We start from the raw sequence: 15559 nt of genomic DNA on the forward strand, positions 1-15559 counted from the left end.
TGCATGACAAGCCGCCGATGGGCTGCGAGATCGCCGCGCGTCCGTACGGACCCGGTTACGGCGATCTATCTTTTTGTTATCGCATCGGAGTTTTCCGAAAAGTGGATTCCACTTTTCGGTCCGATGCTATAAGCCCGCGCCATGCGTGAAGGCCTCCTCCCCTCGACGGTCACGACCGTTCTCGAACTCTCGACCAGCGGCGAGCAGGCGCGCGCCCTGACCGAACTGCTCGGCGAGATCTTCGACCCGACGGAGACCGCGATCTCCGCCTTCGAGGTCGAGAGCGGCGTCACCACCCTGTCGCTGAACGAGCCCTGGAAGGTCGAGATCTATTTCTCCAGCCATCCGGATGAAGAAGCAGTGCGCGACCTGCTGCGACCGATCGTCGGCACGGTCATCGACGGCACCCCGTTCACCACCGTCAGCCAGCAGGACTGGGTCGCCAACAGCCTCGAAGGGCTGAAGCCGGTACGTGCCGGCCGCGTCCTGGTCCACGGCGCCCATGATCGCGACACCGTGCGCATCAACGATGTCGCGATCGAGATCGAGGCCGCACTCGCCTTCGGTACCGGCCATCACGGCACTACCTCGGGCTGCCTGCTCGCCCTCGATGCCGAATTGAGGAAGCGGCGCCCGCGAAACGCCATCGATGTCGGTACCGGCACCGGCATCCTGGCACTGGCGCTGGCCAAGCAGATCAAGCGCAAGGTTGTCGCCGGCGATATCGACGCCGTCGCCGTCGAGGTCGCGGCGCGCAATGCACGTCTCAACAATGCCCCGCAGGCGCTCGACCTTTATGTCGCGCCCGGGCTGCGCCATGCCAAGGCGAACCGGTCCCGGCGCTTCGATCTGGTCTTCGCCAACATCCTGGCCGGGCCGCTGCGCAAGCTCGCGCCCTCGATCGCCACGGTTCTTTCCGATGACGGCGTCGTCATCCTCTCGGGCCTGCTCGAAATGGATGTCGCCGGCGTGGTTTCGGCCTATCGCCACCAGGGCATCGCCCTCGCCCGGCGCTCATCGCGCGAGGGCTGGGCGACACTGGTCATGAAAAGAGGCGGCGCAGCCGCCAGGCCACGCCGCCTCCGTTAGGCCGTCTGCTTCGAGCGCTGTCGCGCTCAGAAGTCGATATGGCCGTACTTCTCTTCCGCCTGCGCCTGCATGACACGCGCATCGTGCCAGACGGCGGCCGCGAACTTGGCGGCATCGGCAATGCTCTCGTAAACGTACTTGATCACAGCGATCATGGTCCTTCTCCTCGATCAGGGCGCGGCGCGTATCGCAGCCTGCGCGCCAGGATTCAGCGGATGGAACTTCAGCGGTTGAACGGCAGCTCTGCGTCGTTCTGCAGCGAAGCTTTCGGATAGCCGCCAAGGATCAGCTCGGACTCGCGGGCGAGGTACGAATAGGCGCGCAGCTCGCGCATCGCCGAGCGGCGGCGGCTTTCGATCATGGCGGCATAGAGGCGCTGCCAGAAGCTCGGGCCGGCGGCCTTCTTGGTCGCCTCGGTGCGCGTGGCTACCGGCAGGTCCGTGGTGGTGTTCAGCACATAGGTCATAGGGTCCATCTCCTCAGCAAAACGAAGGACAGTCCCGGTCGCTTCCTCGTTCTCTTATGACTGCAAGATGGGCCTTATTCGCACTTGCGAGAAGATATGTTCGCATATGCACAACATGCAAAAAGCGCATAACAAAATCCGAGAGCCGTTAATCATTGCAAAATATTGCATAACGAACCGACAGAGCGCCCAATCGGAAGTCAGCCGGAGCCTGCCGCATGGGCGCGGCGAAAATGCCGGATTTGCACTGGCTTTTGACTTGCTGGCGCGCCAGCATGGCCGGATATCGCAGCTTCCGGACCCGACATGACCGCCTCGATCCCCGCCAAGTCCTCCGCTCCCCACTTCCAGTCCTTTTCCGAGCCGAGCGATCCCTCGCAGGTCGCGCCCCGGGTCGCGGCCCTGCGTGCGGCCCTCGCGCGCCAGGGGCTGGCGGGCTTCGTCGTGCCGCGCGCCGACGAACACCAGGGCGAGTACGTTCCTGCCCATATGGCGCGCCTCGCCTGGCTTAGCGGCTTCACCGGCTCGGCCGGCAATGTGGTGGTTCTGGCCGACAAGGCCGCGCTGATCGTCGATGGCCGCTACACCATCCAGTCTGCCGAGCAGACCGACACCGCCGTGATCACCCCGGTCAGGATGGAGGAGACACCGCTCGACAAATGGGTCGCGGCGAACCTGCCTGCCGGCGGCAGGCTCGGCTATGACCCGTGGCTGCACACGGTCGATGGCGTCGCGAAACTGGAAAAGGTGGTGGCGGCCGCCGGCGGCGAACTCGTCGCGGTGACACCGAATCCGATCGATTCGCTCTGGAGCGACCGCCCTGCCCCGCCCTCGGCGCCGGTGAAGGCTCACCCCGCCGCTTATGCCGGCGAGAGCGCCGCGAGCAAGCTCGCCCGCATCCAGGAGGCGCTCGGCAAGGACAAGGTCGATGCGCTCGTCCTCTCGGATCCGCACGCGCTGGCCTGGACCTTCAACATCCGCGGCGGCGATGTCGAGCACACGCCGCTGCCGCTCGGCTACGCCATCGTGCCGCGCGAGGGCCGGCCGACCGTTTTCCTTTCGCCGGAGAAGATCACCAACGAGGCCGGCGACGCCATCGGCGCGCTCGGCGAGATCGCCCCGCCCCAGGCGCTGGAGGAGCAGCTCAAGGCGCTCGGCGCGGGCAAGGCCAAGGTCAGGCTCGATGCGGCGACGGCCGCGGCGGCGCTTGCGACTCTGATCCGCGAGGCCGGCGGCGCGCCGGAAGCCGGTGCCGATCCGGTCGCGCTGATGAAGGCCCGCAAGAACGAGGCGGAGCTCGACGGCGCCCGCGCGGCGCATCTGCGCGACGGCGCCGCCATGGCCCGCTTCCTCTTCTGGCTCGCACGCGAGGCGCCGAAGGGCGGCCTCACCGAGATCGACGCGGTCGCGGCACTGGAGGCCGAGCGCCGCGGCACCGGCCTGCTCAAGGACGTCTCCTTCACCACCATCGCCGGCGCGGGCCCGAACGCCGCCCTGCCGCATTACCGCGTCACCGATTCGAGCAACCGGGCGATCGAGCCCGGCATCTTCCTGGTCGATTCAGGGGGCCAATACGAGGACGGCACCACCGATATCACCCGCACCATGGCGGTCGGCGAGCCCAGCCCGGAAATGCGCGACCGCTACACCCGCGTGCTCAAGGGCCATGTCGCGATCTCGCGCGCGGTCTTCGTCAAAGGCACTTCGGGTGCGCAGCTCGACGCGCTCGCACGCCTGCCGCTCTGGCAGGTCGGGCTCGATTTCGACCATGGCACCGGCCATGGCGTCGGCAGCTATCTCTCGGTGCACGAAGGCCCGCAGCGCCTCTCCAAGCTCGGCACCACGCCGCTCGAGCCCGGCATGATCCTCTCGAACGAGCCCGGCTACTACAAGGAGGGCGCTTACGGCATCCGGATCGAGAACCTGATCGTGGTCGAGGAGCGCGCCATCCCCGGCGGCGACCGCACCATCTACGGCTTCGAGACGATCACCTGGTGCCCCTATGAGCGCGCCCTGATCGAGCCGGCGCTGCTCGACGCAGGCGAGCGCGCCTGGATCGACGCCTATCACGACCAGGTCTGGACGAGGATCGGCCCGCTGGTCGAAGGCGAGACCAAGACCTGGCTGGAGCAGGCCTGCCGGCCGCTCTGACGGCCTGCCTCAGAACAACGCCCTTAAGCCCACCACGGTCGCGACGCCCACGGCGACGACGCCGAGCAGCGGCAGCCGCGTCGCAGCGAGGCCCGAGACCAGCGCCGCGACCGTCTCGACCCAGCCGGTCGCCAGCGCGCTCGGCGCGATCACCGCGATCAGTACGGCCGGCGGAATCGCGTCGAAAGCGGCCTGAGCTCGCGGCGTCAGGTTGAGCCGGCCGACCAAAGCGAGCCCGGCGATGCGGGTGAGATAGGTCACCAGCGCCATGCCGAGAAAGGCGGCGAGATTGATCGGGTCGAGGCTCATTCGGCCGGGCTTTCGACGGGTTGTGCAGCGCTTTCGCTGCCGGCGGCGATCCAGGCGGCAGCAAGGCCGCTGAGCGCGCCAGCCAGCACATGCCAGGGCGGACCGGCGAAGCGATAGGCCAGCGCCGAGGCGATGCCGGCCGAAGCCACCGTCCAGGCTGTCACCCGCCCCTTCCAGAAGGCGGCGACCAGCGCGATGAACAGCGCGGTGAAGGCGAAATCGGCGCCGTAGCGCTTGGGATCGCCGAGCGCCGCGCCGATGATCGCCCCGGCGGTCGAGGTCAGCAGCCACAGGCAGACGAAGGGGATCGCCATCGCGAACCAGTAGACCGGCGTGATCGGGTGGCTGCGCGCCCGCTTCTCGGCCAGCGCCCAGTTCTCGTCGGCCATGTAGTAGAGCCCGATAAAGGTCTGCGTCCGCGAGAAGCCGGAGAGTTTTGGCGCCAGCGACGCGCTCATCAGGATATGACGGGCATTGATCAGCGCCGTCGAGAACACCAGCGCCAGGATCGGCGCCGGGCTCGCCCAGAGCTCGACCGCGGCGAACTGGGCGCCGCCGGCGAAGACCAGCGCGCTCATCGCGAAGACCTCGAGCGGCGACAGGCCCTTGCCGGCCGCGAGCGCGCCGAACAGGAAGCCGATCGGCACCGCGGCCAGCGCCGCCGGCCAGATATCGCTGAGCCCTGCGCGAGCTTCATCGGTCCAGGACATTGCTTTGGAAACCGTTCAGGCGAGATGGGCGGCGCGGAAGGCGCCCGGCGTCACGCCGAGCCGCGCCTTGAAGGCGCGCGTCAGATGGGCCTGGTCGCAGAATCCGGTGGCGGCGGCAACCGCTCCCGGCGCATCGCCGCGGCGCAAGCGCTCGCGGGCGCGCCGGACGCGGATGTCGACGAGATAGGCATGCGGCGTCAGCCCGGTCTCGCGGCGGAAGGCACGGATCAGGTGATGGCGCGGCAGGCCCGAGCGTCTCGCCAGCTCGGCCAGCGAGAGGTCTTCGTCATAACGCTGCTCCAGCATCTCCCGCGCCTGCGCGATCGGCCCGCTCTCCCGCCCGACCCCGCGCACCGTCAGATCGGCATGGCGAGCGAGGCACCAGCCATAGGCGCGCAGCAGCCCTTCCTCGCCGGCGAGCGCGTCGCCGCCTTCTTCCAGCACGCGGTGAGCGGCGCCGAAGAGCGCCGCCCCTTCCGGGTCCCACACGGTCGGCTCGGGAAAGAACGGCGTGCCGATATCGTTGCGGCCGGTCAGCGAGGCCGCGACCTCGCGCATCAGCTCGACCGTCGGATAGCTCATCCGGTAGCGATAGCCGCCCTCGCTGGGAGAGCCGTCATGGACGTCGAGCGGCTGGTTGAAGACGATGTCGCCAGGGCCGGCATAGAGCTTGCGGCCGCGCGCGTGCCAGATCTCGCAGCCGATCTCGATCGTGCCGATCGCATAGGTGTCGTGGACATGCGGGGCATAGGCGTGGGTGCGGAAGGTCGCCGACAGGAACTCCAGCCCGTCGAAGCGACGCGCCGTGAACAGATGCGCCCGCTCCCCCGCCTGGAGCGGGCTCTGTTCCAGCGCCTCGCCCTGTGTGATCAGATCCATGCCGCAAGATAGAGCGTATGCCGGCTTCCGTGTCTTGAAGAAAAGTGATGGCGACGATCACGCGAGCGTCGCCATCCTCGCTTTGCCTCGCCGGTTGTTCAGGGACGCGGCGGCTCCTTGCCCGCGACGAGCACCAGCACCGCACCGGCGAGCGTCGCGGCCGCCATGTAGCCGATCGGCCCCCAGCCGCCGACATGGTCGACCAGCAGTCCGCCGAGGACGGCGCCGCTCGCGATCGCGACCAGGAAGGCGGCGGTCAGGAGCCCGCTCGCCGCTTCGGCATGGTCGGCCGCCGTGCGCACCATCCAGCTCTGGAAGCCGACCGGCGCGAAGCCGAAGGCGAAGCCCCAGAGAGCCACCGCGATGCCCGCGATGATGGGCGAAGATCCGAACAGGAGCATGGCCAGCGCCAGGACAGCCGTCGCCAGCGCGAAGGAGACGATGGCAAGCTTGACGCCCCGCGCCACGACCGCCCCGCCCGCGAAATTGCCGATGACGTTGCCGAAGCCATAGCCGAGCAGGACGAAGGTGATCGCCGTGACGCCGAGCTGTGGAACCTGTTCGAGGAACGGCCGGATATAGGTGAAGCCGGTGAACTGACCCGAGATCGTCACCAGGACGGAGATCAGCATCAGGCGCACGCTCGGCCGCGCGAGCAGCACCGCCAGCGTCTCCAGCCGCGGCACCGTCTGCGACGGCAGCCGCGGCATGGTCGTCAGCAGCGCCAGCAGCGCGACGCCGGCAAGTCCGGCAGAAAGCACGAACACCATCCGCCAGCCGAGCAGCGCGTCGAGATAGGCCCCGAGCGGCCCTGCCCCGATGAAGGCGGCTGAGACGCCGGCAGAGATGATCGCCAGCGCCCGCGGCACCGACTTCGCCGGCACGAGTCGCAGCGACAGCGCCGGAGCCATCGACCAGAATCCGCCGAGGCTGAGGCCGAGCAGAAAGCGCGCCGCCAGCAGCATCGCATAGCCATTGGCCAAGGCGGTGGTCAGGCTGGACAGCGCCAAAAGGAACATCAGCGCCCACAGGACGAGGCGCCGGTCGAAACGGCTGGTGACGATCGGCGTGAAGATCGCGGCGACGACGCCGACCAGCGAGGTCACCGTGACGGTCTGCCCGGCTGCGCCGATGCTGATCGACAGATCGGCCGCAATCGAGGTCAGGACGCTGGCCGGCAGGAACTCGGCGCTGACCAGGGCGAAGACGCCCATGCCGAGCGCGAAGACCGCGGGCCAGGCGGCAATGCTGCGTTCATCGGGCGCGATGCCGACGAGTTGGGGATCGGCTGTGGCTGACAAGGAATCCGACATGGGTCGCTCCGGAAAGATCGGACACCGGAGTTAGGCGTGACGACCTGGAGCTTCCATGTTAGGAAATCCACAATGCTTGACCATTCGTCCAGAACCCTATCGGCCGATCCGTTGACCGAGATGCTGCGCGGCTTGCGGCTCGAAGGTGTCGACTACGCCCGCTACCAGATGACCACCCCCTGGTGCCTGCTGTTTCCCGCACAGGCCGCGGCGCGCTTCCATTTCATGGCCGAGCATGGCTGCTGGCTGCGCACGCCCGAGGGCGACTGGGTCAGGCTCGAGCAGGGCGACGCCGTGCTGATGCCCCGCGGCGCCGAGCATGTGCTCGCCAGCGCCCCCGGGGCCTCGGCGACGCCGCTTGGACACTGCACCTTCCGGCCATGCTGCGGCGAGATCGCCGAGGCGCGGGGCGGCGGCGCAGAAGCAAGCGCCGACAGCGAAGCGACGCTGTTCTTCAGCGCCAGCCTCTGCTTCAACGTCGACGCCCAGCACCCGATGCTCAGGATGATGCCGGAGCTGATGTGGGTGCACGAAATGGCGGTGCACGAGCCGGCCATCCCGCCGCTCCTGACCACCATGGCCTGCGAGCTCACGCTCGAGCGGGTCGGCGCCGGCGGCATCCTGACGCGCCTTGCCGATGTCGTCGCCGCGGCGCTGATCCGCTCCTGGGTCGAGCGCGGCTGCGGCAGCGCCACCGGCTGGGTCGCCGCCGCCCGCGATCCCGATATCGGGCGCGTCCTCGCCGCGATCCATCTCAATCCGAGCGAGGACTGGACGGTCGATGCGCTGGCCAAAGTGATGCACGCCTCGCGCTCGGCCTTCGCCGAGCGTTTCGCTGCGATCGTCGGCGAGACGCCGGGCCGTTATGTCGCCCAGGTCAGGATGCATCAGGCGAGGCAATGGCTGGTGCGCGACCGAATGAAGATCGCGGTGGTCGCTCGCCGTCTCGGCTATGATTCGGAAGCCTCGTTCAGCCGCGCCTTCAAGCGGGTCATCGGCAAGCCGCCGAGCCATTTCCGCCATGCCGAGCCTCCGATCCCCGCGACCCGGCCGATCGAAGCCTCCCCTGCCGGAGGGTTGCCCGTCATTGCGAAGAGCGAAGCGACGGAGCAGTCCAGGGAAGCATAGAGCACTGCCGCTCCCGGATCGCTTCGCTTACGCTCGCAATGACGGACATGATCCGAAGATCCGCGAACGAGTACCGACGACCATGAGCATTCGCCAGCAGCTGATCGAGCGCTTCTTCCGCTATCTCTCCGTCGCGAGCCAGAGCGACGCCAAGGCGGTGACGCTGCCGAGCACGCCAGGCCAGCAGCGCCTCGCCGAGCTGCTCGCCGACGAATTGCGAACGCTCGGCCTCGAAGACGTCGTGCTCGACCGGCACGCCACCGTCACGGCGCGAAAGCCCGGTACCGTAGCCGATGCGCCGAAGATCGGCTTCATCGCCCATCTCGACACCTTCGATGCCGGGCTCTCGCCCGAGATCCGGCCGCAGATCCTGCGCTTCGAAGGCGAGGACCTCTGCCTCAACCGCGAGCAGGACATCCGGCTGCGCGTCGCCGAGCACCCGCAATTGCGCGACTGGGTCGGCGCGGAGATCATCACCGGCGACGGCACCAGCGTGCTCGGCGCCGACAACAAGGCGGCGATCGCGGTGATCATGACCCTGCTCGCCAATCTTGGCCCGCAGGACGCCCATGGCGACATCTTCGTCGCCTTCGTGCCCGACGAGGAGATCGGCCTGCGCGGCGCCAAGGCGCTCGACCTGTCGCGTTTCGCCTGCGACTTCGCCTATACGATCGACAGCTGCGAGCTCGGCGAGGTCGTGATCGAGAATTTCAACGCCGCCGCCGCCGAGATCACCCTCACCGGCGTCAGCGCCCATCCGATGTCGGCCAAGGGCGTGCTGGTGAACCCAGTGCTGATGGCGCAGGACTTCATCGCCCGTTTCGACCGGGCTGAGACACCGGAGAACACGCAGGGGCGCGAGGGCTATGTCTGGTTCAACAGCATCACCGCCAATCCGAGCGAGGCGAAGCTGGGCGCGCTGATCCGCGACTTCGACAAGGAGGGCTTCGCGGCACGCAAGCGCCGGATCGGCACGGTCGCGGCCGAAATCGCCGCACTCTATCCGACCGGCCGCGTCGAGTGCCTGATCACCGACACCTATGGCAACATCCATGACAGCCTCGGGCAGGACGAGCGCCCGGTCGCGCTGCTATTTTCCGCGCTGGAGGCGTTGCAGATCCGGAAGAAGCAGATCCCGATGCGCGGCGGCACCGATGGCGCCGCGCTCTCGGCGCGCGGCCTGCCGACGCCGAACTTCTTCACCGGCGCCTATAATTTCCACTCGCGCTACGAATTTCTGCCGGTCCCGGCCTTCGAGAAGTCCTACGAGGTCGCGCGGATGATCTGCTCGCTGGCGGCGGGGCGCGGTTAGGCGGCATTTCCCGTCATGGTCGGGCTTGTCCCGACCATCCACGTCTTCATTCGGGCAGCGCGGTGTTCAAGACGTAGATGCTCGCCACGAGGGCGAGCATGACGGCCGCTTTACCCTCCCACCAGCTCGAACCAGCCGGCCTCGTCGATCACCTTGACCCCGTGCTTGGCGGCATCCTTGAGCTTCGAGCCGGCGCCCGGCCCCGCCACCAGCAAATTCGTCTTCGAGGAGACCGAGCCGGCGACTTTGGCGCCGAGCCGCTCGGCCATCGCCTTGGCCTCGTCGCGGGTCATCCGCTCCAGCGCCCCGGTGAAGACGACGATCTGGCCGGCGACCGGGCTCGAGGAGGCGACCTCTTCCAGCGGCTGCGGCGCGACCTGCGTCAGGAGCCGCGCCAGCATCTCCTGATTATGGGCTTCGGCGAAGAATTGCAGCAGCGCCTCGACCACGGTCGGGCCGACGCCGTCGATCGCGTCGAGTGCCGCGCGCTCCTCGCTTTCGGGGGCCTCGGCGGCAAGGCAGGCGGCCTGCAGGGCTTCGAAGGAACCGTAATTTCGCGCCAGAAGCCGCGCATTGGTCTCGCCGATATGGCGGATGCCGAGCCCGAAGATGAAGCGGTTGAGCGGTGGCTTGCGCCGGTCCTCGATCGCCTCGAACAGCTTCTTCGTGCTGGTCGCGCCGAAACCTTCCTTGTCCTTGAGTTTCTTGAGGTTGACCTGATCGCGCTGCGCCAATGTGAAGATGTCGGCTGGCTCCTTCACCGGCAGATCGGGATCGGCATGGAAGAACTCGATCTGCTTGTCGCCGAGCCCGTCGATGTCGAGCGCGTCGCGCGAGACGAAATGCTTCAGGCGCTCGACCGCCTGCGCAGCGCAGATCAGCCCACCGGTGCAGCGGCGCACCGCATCCTCCTTGCCCGAGCGCGGATTATGCTCGCGCACCGCATCCGAGCCGCAGACCGGGCAGCTCGTCGGAAACTCATAAGGCTTCGCATCGGCCGGACGCTTCGAAAGATCGACCGCCTCGACGCGCGGGATCACGTCGCCAGCCCGCTTCACCGTGACGGTGTCGCCGATGCGGATATCGCTGCCGCCGCGGATCGTCTCGCCCTTCGAATCGAAGCCGCGGATGTAGTCCTCGTTGTGCAGCGTCGCATTGGTGACCACGACGCCGCCGACCGTGACCGGCTTCAGCCGCGCCACCGGCGAAAGCGCCCCGGTCCGGCCGACCTGGATGTCGATGGCTTCCAGCACCGTGGTCGCGAGTTCGGCCGGAAACTTGTGCGCGATCGCCCAGCGCGGCGCGCGCGCGACGAAGCCGAGCCGCGCCTGCAGTGCCAGTTCGTCGACCTTGTAGACCACGCCGTCGATATCGTAGCCGAGCGTCGCCCGCTGCGCCTCGATCAGCCGGTAATGCGCCAGCAGCTCGTCCACGCTCCCGCAGCGGACCATCAACGGGTTGGTGCGAAATCCCCAGCGCGCGAAGGTCCCGACCATGCCGAGCTGGGTCTCCGCCGGCAGGACCGGCATCTCGCCCCAGGCATAGGCGAAGAAGCGCAAGGGGCGCGAGGCGGTGATCGAGACATCGAGCTGGCGAAGAGAGCCGGCGGCGGCATTGCGCGGATTGGCGAACTCCCGTTCCTCCTTCTCGCGCTGGCGCTGGTTGATCGCGGCGAAGTCGGCATGGCCGAGATAGACCTCGCCGCGCACTTCGGCGACTTCCGGAACCTCGTTGCCCTTCAGCCGCTGCGGAATCTCGACGATCGTGCGGGCGTTCGCCGTGACGTCTTCGCCCTCCTCGCCATCGCCGCGCGTCGCAGCGCTGACGAGCTCGCCCTTCTCGTAGCGCAGGGAGAGCGAAAGCCCGTCGATCTTGGGCTCGGCGGTGAAGGCGATCGGCTGGTCGTCCTTGCGGCCGAGGAAGCTGCGCACCCGCGTGACGAAATCACTGACGTCCTCGTCGGAGAAGGCATTGCCGAGCGAGAGCATCGGCACGCGATGGCGGATCTTGGCGAACTTGCCCGACGGCCTGGCACCGACCTTGTCCGAGAGCGCCTCGGCACCCTTCAGCTCGGGAAAGGCACCTTCCAGCGCATCGAGCCGCCGGCGCTTCTCGTCATAGACGGCGTCGTCCAGGATCGGGGCATCGTCCTGGAAATAGGCGCGATCGGCCGCGGCGATCTCGGCGGCGAGCAGCTTGTGCTCGGCACGCGCCGCTTCGGGCGTCAGGTCTTCGACGGGGGTGGGAACATTGGCAGCCATGGCGCTGTTCTAGAGCAGGGGCCAGCCCCTGCGAAGCTCCCCTTGTCACGTTTCCGCTCGTCGATTTGTGACAGGAGCCCACCGGGTGTAAGCTTGCCGCGCTGACAATTGGATGCTCGACGCCTCAAGGCTCTCGAACCAGGGATTACGTCAGGGCCACCGAGGCGAACCGGGCTGGAACCGGAATGATCGCCATGGCCGATATCAACAGCACCCACCCGCACCCCAATATGAGTTCCATGCACGCCACCGGGCCCGCCGAGGCTTTGCCCGTCCGTGCCCTGACGCTCGGCGACATCGGCGACGCGTTGCGGCGCGGCTATGCCGACTTCATGGCGCAGCCGAGCCATCTGCTCTTCCTCGCCCTGATCTATCCGGTGGCCGGCATCGTCATTGCCCGGCTGACGGTGAGCTACAACATCTTCCCGCTGCTCTTCCCGCTGCTCGGCGGCTTCGCCCTGCTCGGGCCCTTCGCCGCGGTCGGTCTCTATGAAATCAGCCGCCGCCGCGAGCTCCACATCAACTCGTCCTGGCTACATGCCTTCGCGGTGCTGAAATCCCCGGCGATCCGGCCGATCGCGACGCTCGGCGGCCTGCTGACCGGACTGTTCATCGCCTGGCTGCTCAGCGCCTGGCTGCTCTATCGCTGGCTGATGGGCAGCGTGCCGCTGACCTCGGCCGAGAGCTTCCTGGTGCCGCTCTTCACCACCGTGAACGGCTGGACGCTGATCATCGTCGGCAATGCGCTCGGCCTGCTCTTCGCCATCACCGCCTTCTCGCTGACCGTCGTCTCCTTCCCGCTGATGCTGGACCGGCATGTCGACATCGGCACCGCCGTGCGGACATCGATCGCTGCGGTCGAGGCGAGCCCGCGCGCAATGATGTGCTGGGGCCTGACGATCACCGCGCTGCTGGTGCTCGGCACCTTGCCGGTACTGGTCGGGCTGATGGTGGTGATGCCGATCCTCGGCCATGCGAGCTGGCACATCTACCGCAAGGTCGTGCCGCGCTAGCGTCGTCCCCGAGCGCGCAGGCAATCGGGAAGGATCGGAACCCGGTCCTTCGAGAGCGTGCGCCGGGGCGACGGCCGCCTCTTATTTGCAAAAGAAGTTCGGCGGCCGACGCTCAGCCGGTCATCTCCGCGGCGAACCGGTCACGGGGTCGATCTTGACCTCGACCTTCGAGCCGTCGGTCTTGAAGTACTCGATCTCCCAGTAGCCGTTGCTGTCCCAATCCACCTCCTTGATGCTCGCAAAACCGCTGACGGCCTCGATGCCGGCGACGATCTGGGACAGGGGCTTGGCGTTCGAAGGAGGGGCGGCGACGGCCGGACCGACCGCGAGAGCAAAGGCGAGCAGCGCGCCCGCGGCCATGGATTGAGTTCGCATCGACATCTCCTGCGCGAAGGACAGCGGAGCAACCAACGAGCGGCCACTCCGCCACGAACTTCGAGCCATCGGGTGACGAAAGCACGGCGACAAATTGCATCAGGCGAGGCGCGCTCGCTCTACGGGCGGGGAACAATGGCGCGCGAAAGCGCGTTCTCTAACGGCTGCGGCAGGCACGCCGCAGCCTGATGCCGCGACGGAGCGGCTTAACGCAACCAACGGGGGGTTCCGCCATGAACAACATCATCTACATCGTCGGTCTTGTCGTCGTCGTCCTCGCGATCCTGTCCTTCCTCGGCCTGCGCTGAGCACCGGACCGAAAGTGGAATCCGCTTCCTGCGGCCTCTAGATCGCCCGCGCGCGTCCGATAGGACGCTCGGCGATCTGGAGGCTGGGAAGGACTAGGACGAAACGGCTCAACGATCGTCGCGACGCGGCTTCTTGCCCGCGAACGGCTTTTTCGCGCCGAAGGGCTTCTTGTCGGCGAAGGGCTTCTTCTCGCCAAACGCCTTCTTGGCTCCGAACGGCTTCGCGCCGCCGAAATCCCGCTCGCCATGCTTCGGCTTGCCGGCGAACGGCTTGCCGCCGCGCGGGAACTCCGCCGCATCGGCCGGCGGCTCGCGGTCGCGACTGACCGGATCGTAGGTTTCGCGAGTATTCTCCCGGCCGAACGGCTTGCCCTTGCCTTCATAAGGCTTTCGGAAGCCGCGCTCAGCCGGCGCATCCTCGCGCCGCGGCGCCTTGCCATGGTGCGCCTTCTCGGCGAAAGGCTTTGCCGGCCGGCGCTCTTCTTCGCCCGTGACCAGCTCGATCACGACCCTGTCGCGGTCGGGAGCGCTCGTCAGCGAGGCGAAACGCTCAGCGACATCGGCATCGATCTCGACCTTGGTCTCCTTGTCGAAGATCCGGATCGCGCCGACCTCGTCGCGGGTGATCTTGCCGCGCCGGCACAGCATTGGCAGGAGCTGGCGCGGATCGGCGCCGTCCTTGCGGCCGACATTGAGGCGGAACCAGACCGTGTCGCCACGCGGCCCGGCCTTGCGCGGGGCATCCGGGTCGGCATTGTCGAAACGCGGCCCGGCCCGGTCGCGCGGCCTGGCATAGTCCTCGGGGCTGCGCGGGGCGCGGCTCGCCCGGTCGTCGCGGCCGAAGCCGGGATCGCCGACCTCTTCCGTCGCCGGCAGGCGCGAGCGATAGACGCGAACCAGCGCCGCAGCGAGTTCGTTCGCCGAGCGGCGGGCAAGCAGCGCCTCAATCATGCCTGCATCATCCTCACCCGGCTCGCCGGAGAGCAGCGGATCCTGCAGCAGGCGCTCCTGGTCGAGCGCACGGATCTCGTCCTGGCTCGGCGGGCCGCCCCAGAGAGCCTGCACCCCAGCGGCACCGAGCAGCATCTCGGCCTTGCGACGGCGCGAAGGCGGCACCAGCAGCACGCTCGTGCCCTTGCGCCCGGCACGCCCCGTGCGGCCGCTGCGGTGCTGCATCACCTCGGGATCGTTCGGCAGCTCGGCATGGATCACCAGGGTCAGCCCCGGCAGGTCGATGCCGCGCGCCGCGACGTCGGTCGCGACGCAGACGCGGGCACGCCCATCGCGCAGCGCCTGCAGCGCCGAGTTGCGTTCGCTCTGGCCGAGTTCGCCCGAAAGCGAGACCGCCGCAAAGCCGCGCTCGAGCAATGCGGCCTCGAGATGGCGCACCGCATTGCGGGTGTTGCAGAACACCAGCGCGCAGGCAGCGTCATGGAAGCGCAGCAGGTTGACGACCGCGAGCTCGGCCTCCTTCGGATAGACCCGGACCGCCTTGTATTCGATGTCGGCATGGCCACGATCGGCTCCGGCGACCTCGATGCGCAGAGCGTCGCGCTGATAGCTCTTGGCGAGCGCGATGATCGCCTTGGGCAGCGTCGCCGAGAACAGCAGGCTGCGCCGGTCCTCGGGAGCGGTCTTCAGGATGAATTCGAGATCATCGCGGAAGCCGAGATCGAGCATCTCGTCGGCCTCGTCGAGCACGACCGCGCGCAGCTCGGAGACGTCGAGCCGCCCCCGCTCGATATGATCGCGCAGGCGGCCGGGCGTGCCGACCACGATATGAGCCCCCTCGTCGAGCAAGGCGGCCTCGCGGCGCGGATCCATGCCGCCGACGCAGGAGATCACGCGGGCATTGGCCTGCTGGTAGAGCCAGTTCAGCTCACGCTGGACCTGGAGCGCCAGCTCGCGCGTCGGCGCGATGATCAGTGCCAGCGGCTTGCCGGCGCGGCCGAGCGTCTCGGCGCCCTCAAGCAGCGTCTCGCCGATGGCGAGCCCATAGGCCACGGTCTTGCCCGAGCCGGTCTGCGAGGAGACGAGCAGGTCGCGCCCGGCCGCCGCGGCTTCGAGAACCGCGTTCTGGACCGGCGTCGGCTCGCTGTAATTGCGTTCGGCGAGCGCACGCGCGAGGGGCGCACTCGTGGAGATGAAGGACATCGATGTCAGGCCTTAGATTGCAGCTGGCGGGTGGGCAGCACGCAGAACGAGGGGCGGCGCCGGACGCGGCACCGCGATATTGCGCTGCACA

14 protein-coding genes are annotated in these 15559 nt (G+C 67.9%); 5 read left to right on the forward strand and 9 right to left on the reverse strand.

Annotated features, from left to right (window positions below; all coding sequences use genetic code 11):
* Nucleotides 1–141 precede the first annotated feature (141 nt).
* Nucleotides 142–1089 carry a 50S ribosomal protein L11 methyltransferase gene (locus tag J0J10_RS13145; RefSeq protein ID WP_291646969.1) on the forward strand — a complete coding sequence of 316 codons (948 nt, stop codon included), beginning with the start codon at nt 142–144 and terminating at the stop codon, nt 1087–1089.
* Between the two features lie 26 nt (nt 1090–1115).
* On the opposite strand, the gene J0J10_RS13150 is transcribed toward J0J10_RS13145, so the two are convergent.
* A complete protein-coding gene (locus J0J10_RS13150) occupies nt 1116–1244 on the reverse strand; it encodes a hypothetical protein (protein ID WP_291636837.1) in 129 nt (42 codons plus the stop codon).
* Between the two features lie 68 nt (nt 1245–1312).
* A complete protein-coding gene (locus J0J10_RS13155) occupies nt 1313–1555 on the reverse strand; it encodes a hypothetical protein (protein ID WP_291646970.1) in 243 nt (80 codons plus the stop codon).
* Nucleotides 1556–1861: 306 nt separating this feature from the next.
* On the opposite strand from J0J10_RS13155, the gene J0J10_RS13160 reads away from it, so the two are divergent.
* Nucleotides 1862–3706, forward strand: a complete 1845-nt coding sequence (locus J0J10_RS13160) for an aminopeptidase P family protein (protein ID WP_291646971.1) — start codon at nt 1862–1864, stop codon at nt 3704–3706.
* Nucleotides 3707–3715: 9 nt separating this feature from the next.
* Here the strand turns inward: J0J10_RS13160 and J0J10_RS13165 are convergent, their stop codons facing one another.
* The 4 genes from J0J10_RS13165 to J0J10_RS13180 all read right to left on the reverse strand — a co-directional run bounded on the left by J0J10_RS13165 (nt 3716) and on the right by J0J10_RS13180 (nt 6917).
* Complete coding sequence (locus J0J10_RS13165) at nt 3716–4015, reverse strand: AzlD family protein (RefSeq protein WP_291646972.1); 300 nt, start codon at nt 4013–4015, stop codon at nt 3716–3718.
* Nucleotides 4012–4725 (reverse strand): AzlC family ABC transporter permease, encoded by a 714-nt coding sequence (locus tag J0J10_RS13170; RefSeq protein WP_291646973.1) that lies wholly within the window; start codon nt 4723–4725, stop codon nt 4012–4014. The genes J0J10_RS13165 and J0J10_RS13170 overlap by 4 nt, the downstream gene beginning before the upstream one ends.
* Nucleotides 4726–4740: 15 nt before the next feature.
* A complete protein-coding gene (locus tag J0J10_RS13175) occupies nt 4741–5604 on the reverse strand; it encodes an AraC family transcriptional regulator (protein ID WP_291636829.1) in 864 nt (287 codons plus the stop codon).
* A 98-nt stretch (nt 5605–5702) separates the two neighbouring features.
* Entirely contained in the window at nt 5703–6917 is a 1215-nt protein-coding gene (locus tag J0J10_RS13180; protein ID WP_291646974.1) for an MFS transporter, read from the reverse strand.
* Between the two features lie 72 nt (nt 6918–6989).
* Here J0J10_RS13180 and J0J10_RS13185 point away from each other — a divergent pair, with 72 nt between their 5' ends.
* Together J0J10_RS13185 and pepT are read left to right on the forward strand one after the other, a co-directional pair.
* Nucleotides 6990–8045 (forward strand): AraC family transcriptional regulator, encoded by a 1056-nt coding sequence (locus J0J10_RS13185; RefSeq protein WP_291646975.1) that lies wholly within the window; start codon nt 6990–6992, stop codon nt 8043–8045.
* 82 nt (nt 8046–8127) lie between these two features.
* Entirely contained in the window at nt 8128–9357 is a 1230-nt protein-coding gene (gene pepT, locus J0J10_RS13190; RefSeq protein ID WP_291646976.1) for a peptidase T, read from the forward strand.
* A gap of 110 nt (nt 9358–9467) precedes the next feature.
* Here pepT and ligA read toward each other — a convergent pair whose 3' ends face one another.
* Complete coding sequence (gene ligA, locus J0J10_RS13195; RefSeq protein ID WP_291646977.1) at nt 9468–11618, reverse strand: NAD-dependent DNA ligase LigA; 2151 nt, start codon at nt 11616–11618, stop codon at nt 9468–9470.
* Nucleotides 11619–11812: 194 nt separating this feature from the next.
* Here ligA and J0J10_RS13200 point away from each other — a divergent pair, with 194 nt between their 5' ends.
* A complete protein-coding gene (locus J0J10_RS13200; protein WP_366825437.1) occupies nt 11813–12631 on the forward strand; it encodes a DUF2189 domain-containing protein in 819 nt (272 codons plus the stop codon).
* 120 nt (nt 12632–12751) lie between these two features.
* On the opposite strand, the gene J0J10_RS13205 is transcribed toward J0J10_RS13200, so the two are convergent.
* Together J0J10_RS13205 and J0J10_RS13210 are read right to left on the reverse strand one after the other, a co-directional pair.
* Entirely contained in the window at nt 12752–13006 is a 255-nt protein-coding gene (locus tag J0J10_RS13205; protein WP_291636819.1) for a PepSY domain-containing protein, read from the reverse strand.
* A gap of 416 nt (nt 13007–13422) precedes the next feature.
* Nucleotides 13423–15468 carry a DEAD/DEAH box helicase gene (locus tag J0J10_RS13210; protein WP_291646978.1) on the reverse strand — a complete coding sequence of 682 codons (2046 nt, stop codon included), beginning with the start codon at nt 15466–15468 and terminating at the stop codon, nt 13423–13425.
* Nucleotides 15469–15559: the final 91 nt, after the last annotated feature.

It is taken from the genome of Allobosea sp., assembly GCF_017308075.1.
Classification (GTDB): Bacteria; Pseudomonadota; Alphaproteobacteria; order Rhizobiales; family Beijerinckiaceae; genus Allobosea.

What these genes read in the sequence shown, in the direction of transcription:
- pepT (WP_291646976.1), top strand. Translation starts at nt 8,128, where the DNA reads ATGAGCATTCGCCAGCAGCTGATCGAGCGCTTCTTCCGCTATCTCTCC.
- J0J10_RS13205 (WP_291636819.1), bottom strand. Translation starts at nt 13,006, where the DNA reads ATGCGAACTCAATCCATGGCCGCGGGCGCGCTGCTCGCCTTTGCTCTC.
- J0J10_RS13145 (WP_291646969.1), top strand. Translation starts at nt 142, where the DNA reads ATGCGTGAAGGCCTCCTCCCCTCGACGGTCACGACCGTTCTCGAACTC.
- J0J10_RS13150 (WP_291636837.1), bottom strand. Translation starts at nt 1,244, where the DNA reads ATGATCGCTGTGATCAAGTACGTTTACGAGAGCATTGCCGATGCCGCC.
- J0J10_RS13200 (WP_366825437.1), top strand. Translation starts at nt 11,813, where the DNA reads ATGGCCGATATCAACAGCACCCACCCGCACCCCAATATGAGTTCCATG.
- J0J10_RS13180 (WP_291646974.1), bottom strand. Translation starts at nt 6,917, where the DNA reads ATGTCGGATTCCTTGTCAGCCACAGCCGATCCCCAACTCGTCGGCATC.
- J0J10_RS13185 (WP_291646975.1), top strand. Translation starts at nt 6,990, where the DNA reads ATGCTTGACCATTCGTCCAGAACCCTATCGGCCGATCCGTTGACCGAG.
- J0J10_RS13175 (WP_291636829.1), bottom strand. Translation starts at nt 5,604, where the DNA reads ATGGATCTGATCACACAGGGCGAGGCGCTGGAACAGAGCCCGCTCCAG.
- J0J10_RS13155 (WP_291646970.1), bottom strand. Translation starts at nt 1,555, where the DNA reads ATGACCTATGTGCTGAACACCACCACGGACCTGCCGGTAGCCACGCGC.
- J0J10_RS13210 (WP_291646978.1), bottom strand. Translation starts at nt 15,468, where the DNA reads ATGTCCTTCATCTCCACGAGTGCGCCCCTCGCGCGTGCGCTCGCCGAA.
- J0J10_RS13165 (WP_291646972.1), bottom strand. Translation starts at nt 4,015, where the DNA reads ATGAGCCTCGACCCGATCAATCTCGCCGCCTTTCTCGGCATGGCGCTG.
- J0J10_RS13160 (WP_291646971.1), top strand. Translation starts at nt 1,862, where the DNA reads ATGACCGCCTCGATCCCCGCCAAGTCCTCCGCTCCCCACTTCCAGTCC.
- J0J10_RS13170 (WP_291646973.1), bottom strand. Translation starts at nt 4,725, where the DNA reads ATGTCCTGGACCGATGAAGCTCGCGCAGGGCTCAGCGATATCTGGCCG.
- ligA (WP_291646977.1), bottom strand. Translation starts at nt 11,618, where the DNA reads ATGGCTGCCAATGTTCCCACCCCCGTCGAAGACCTGACGCCCGAAGCG.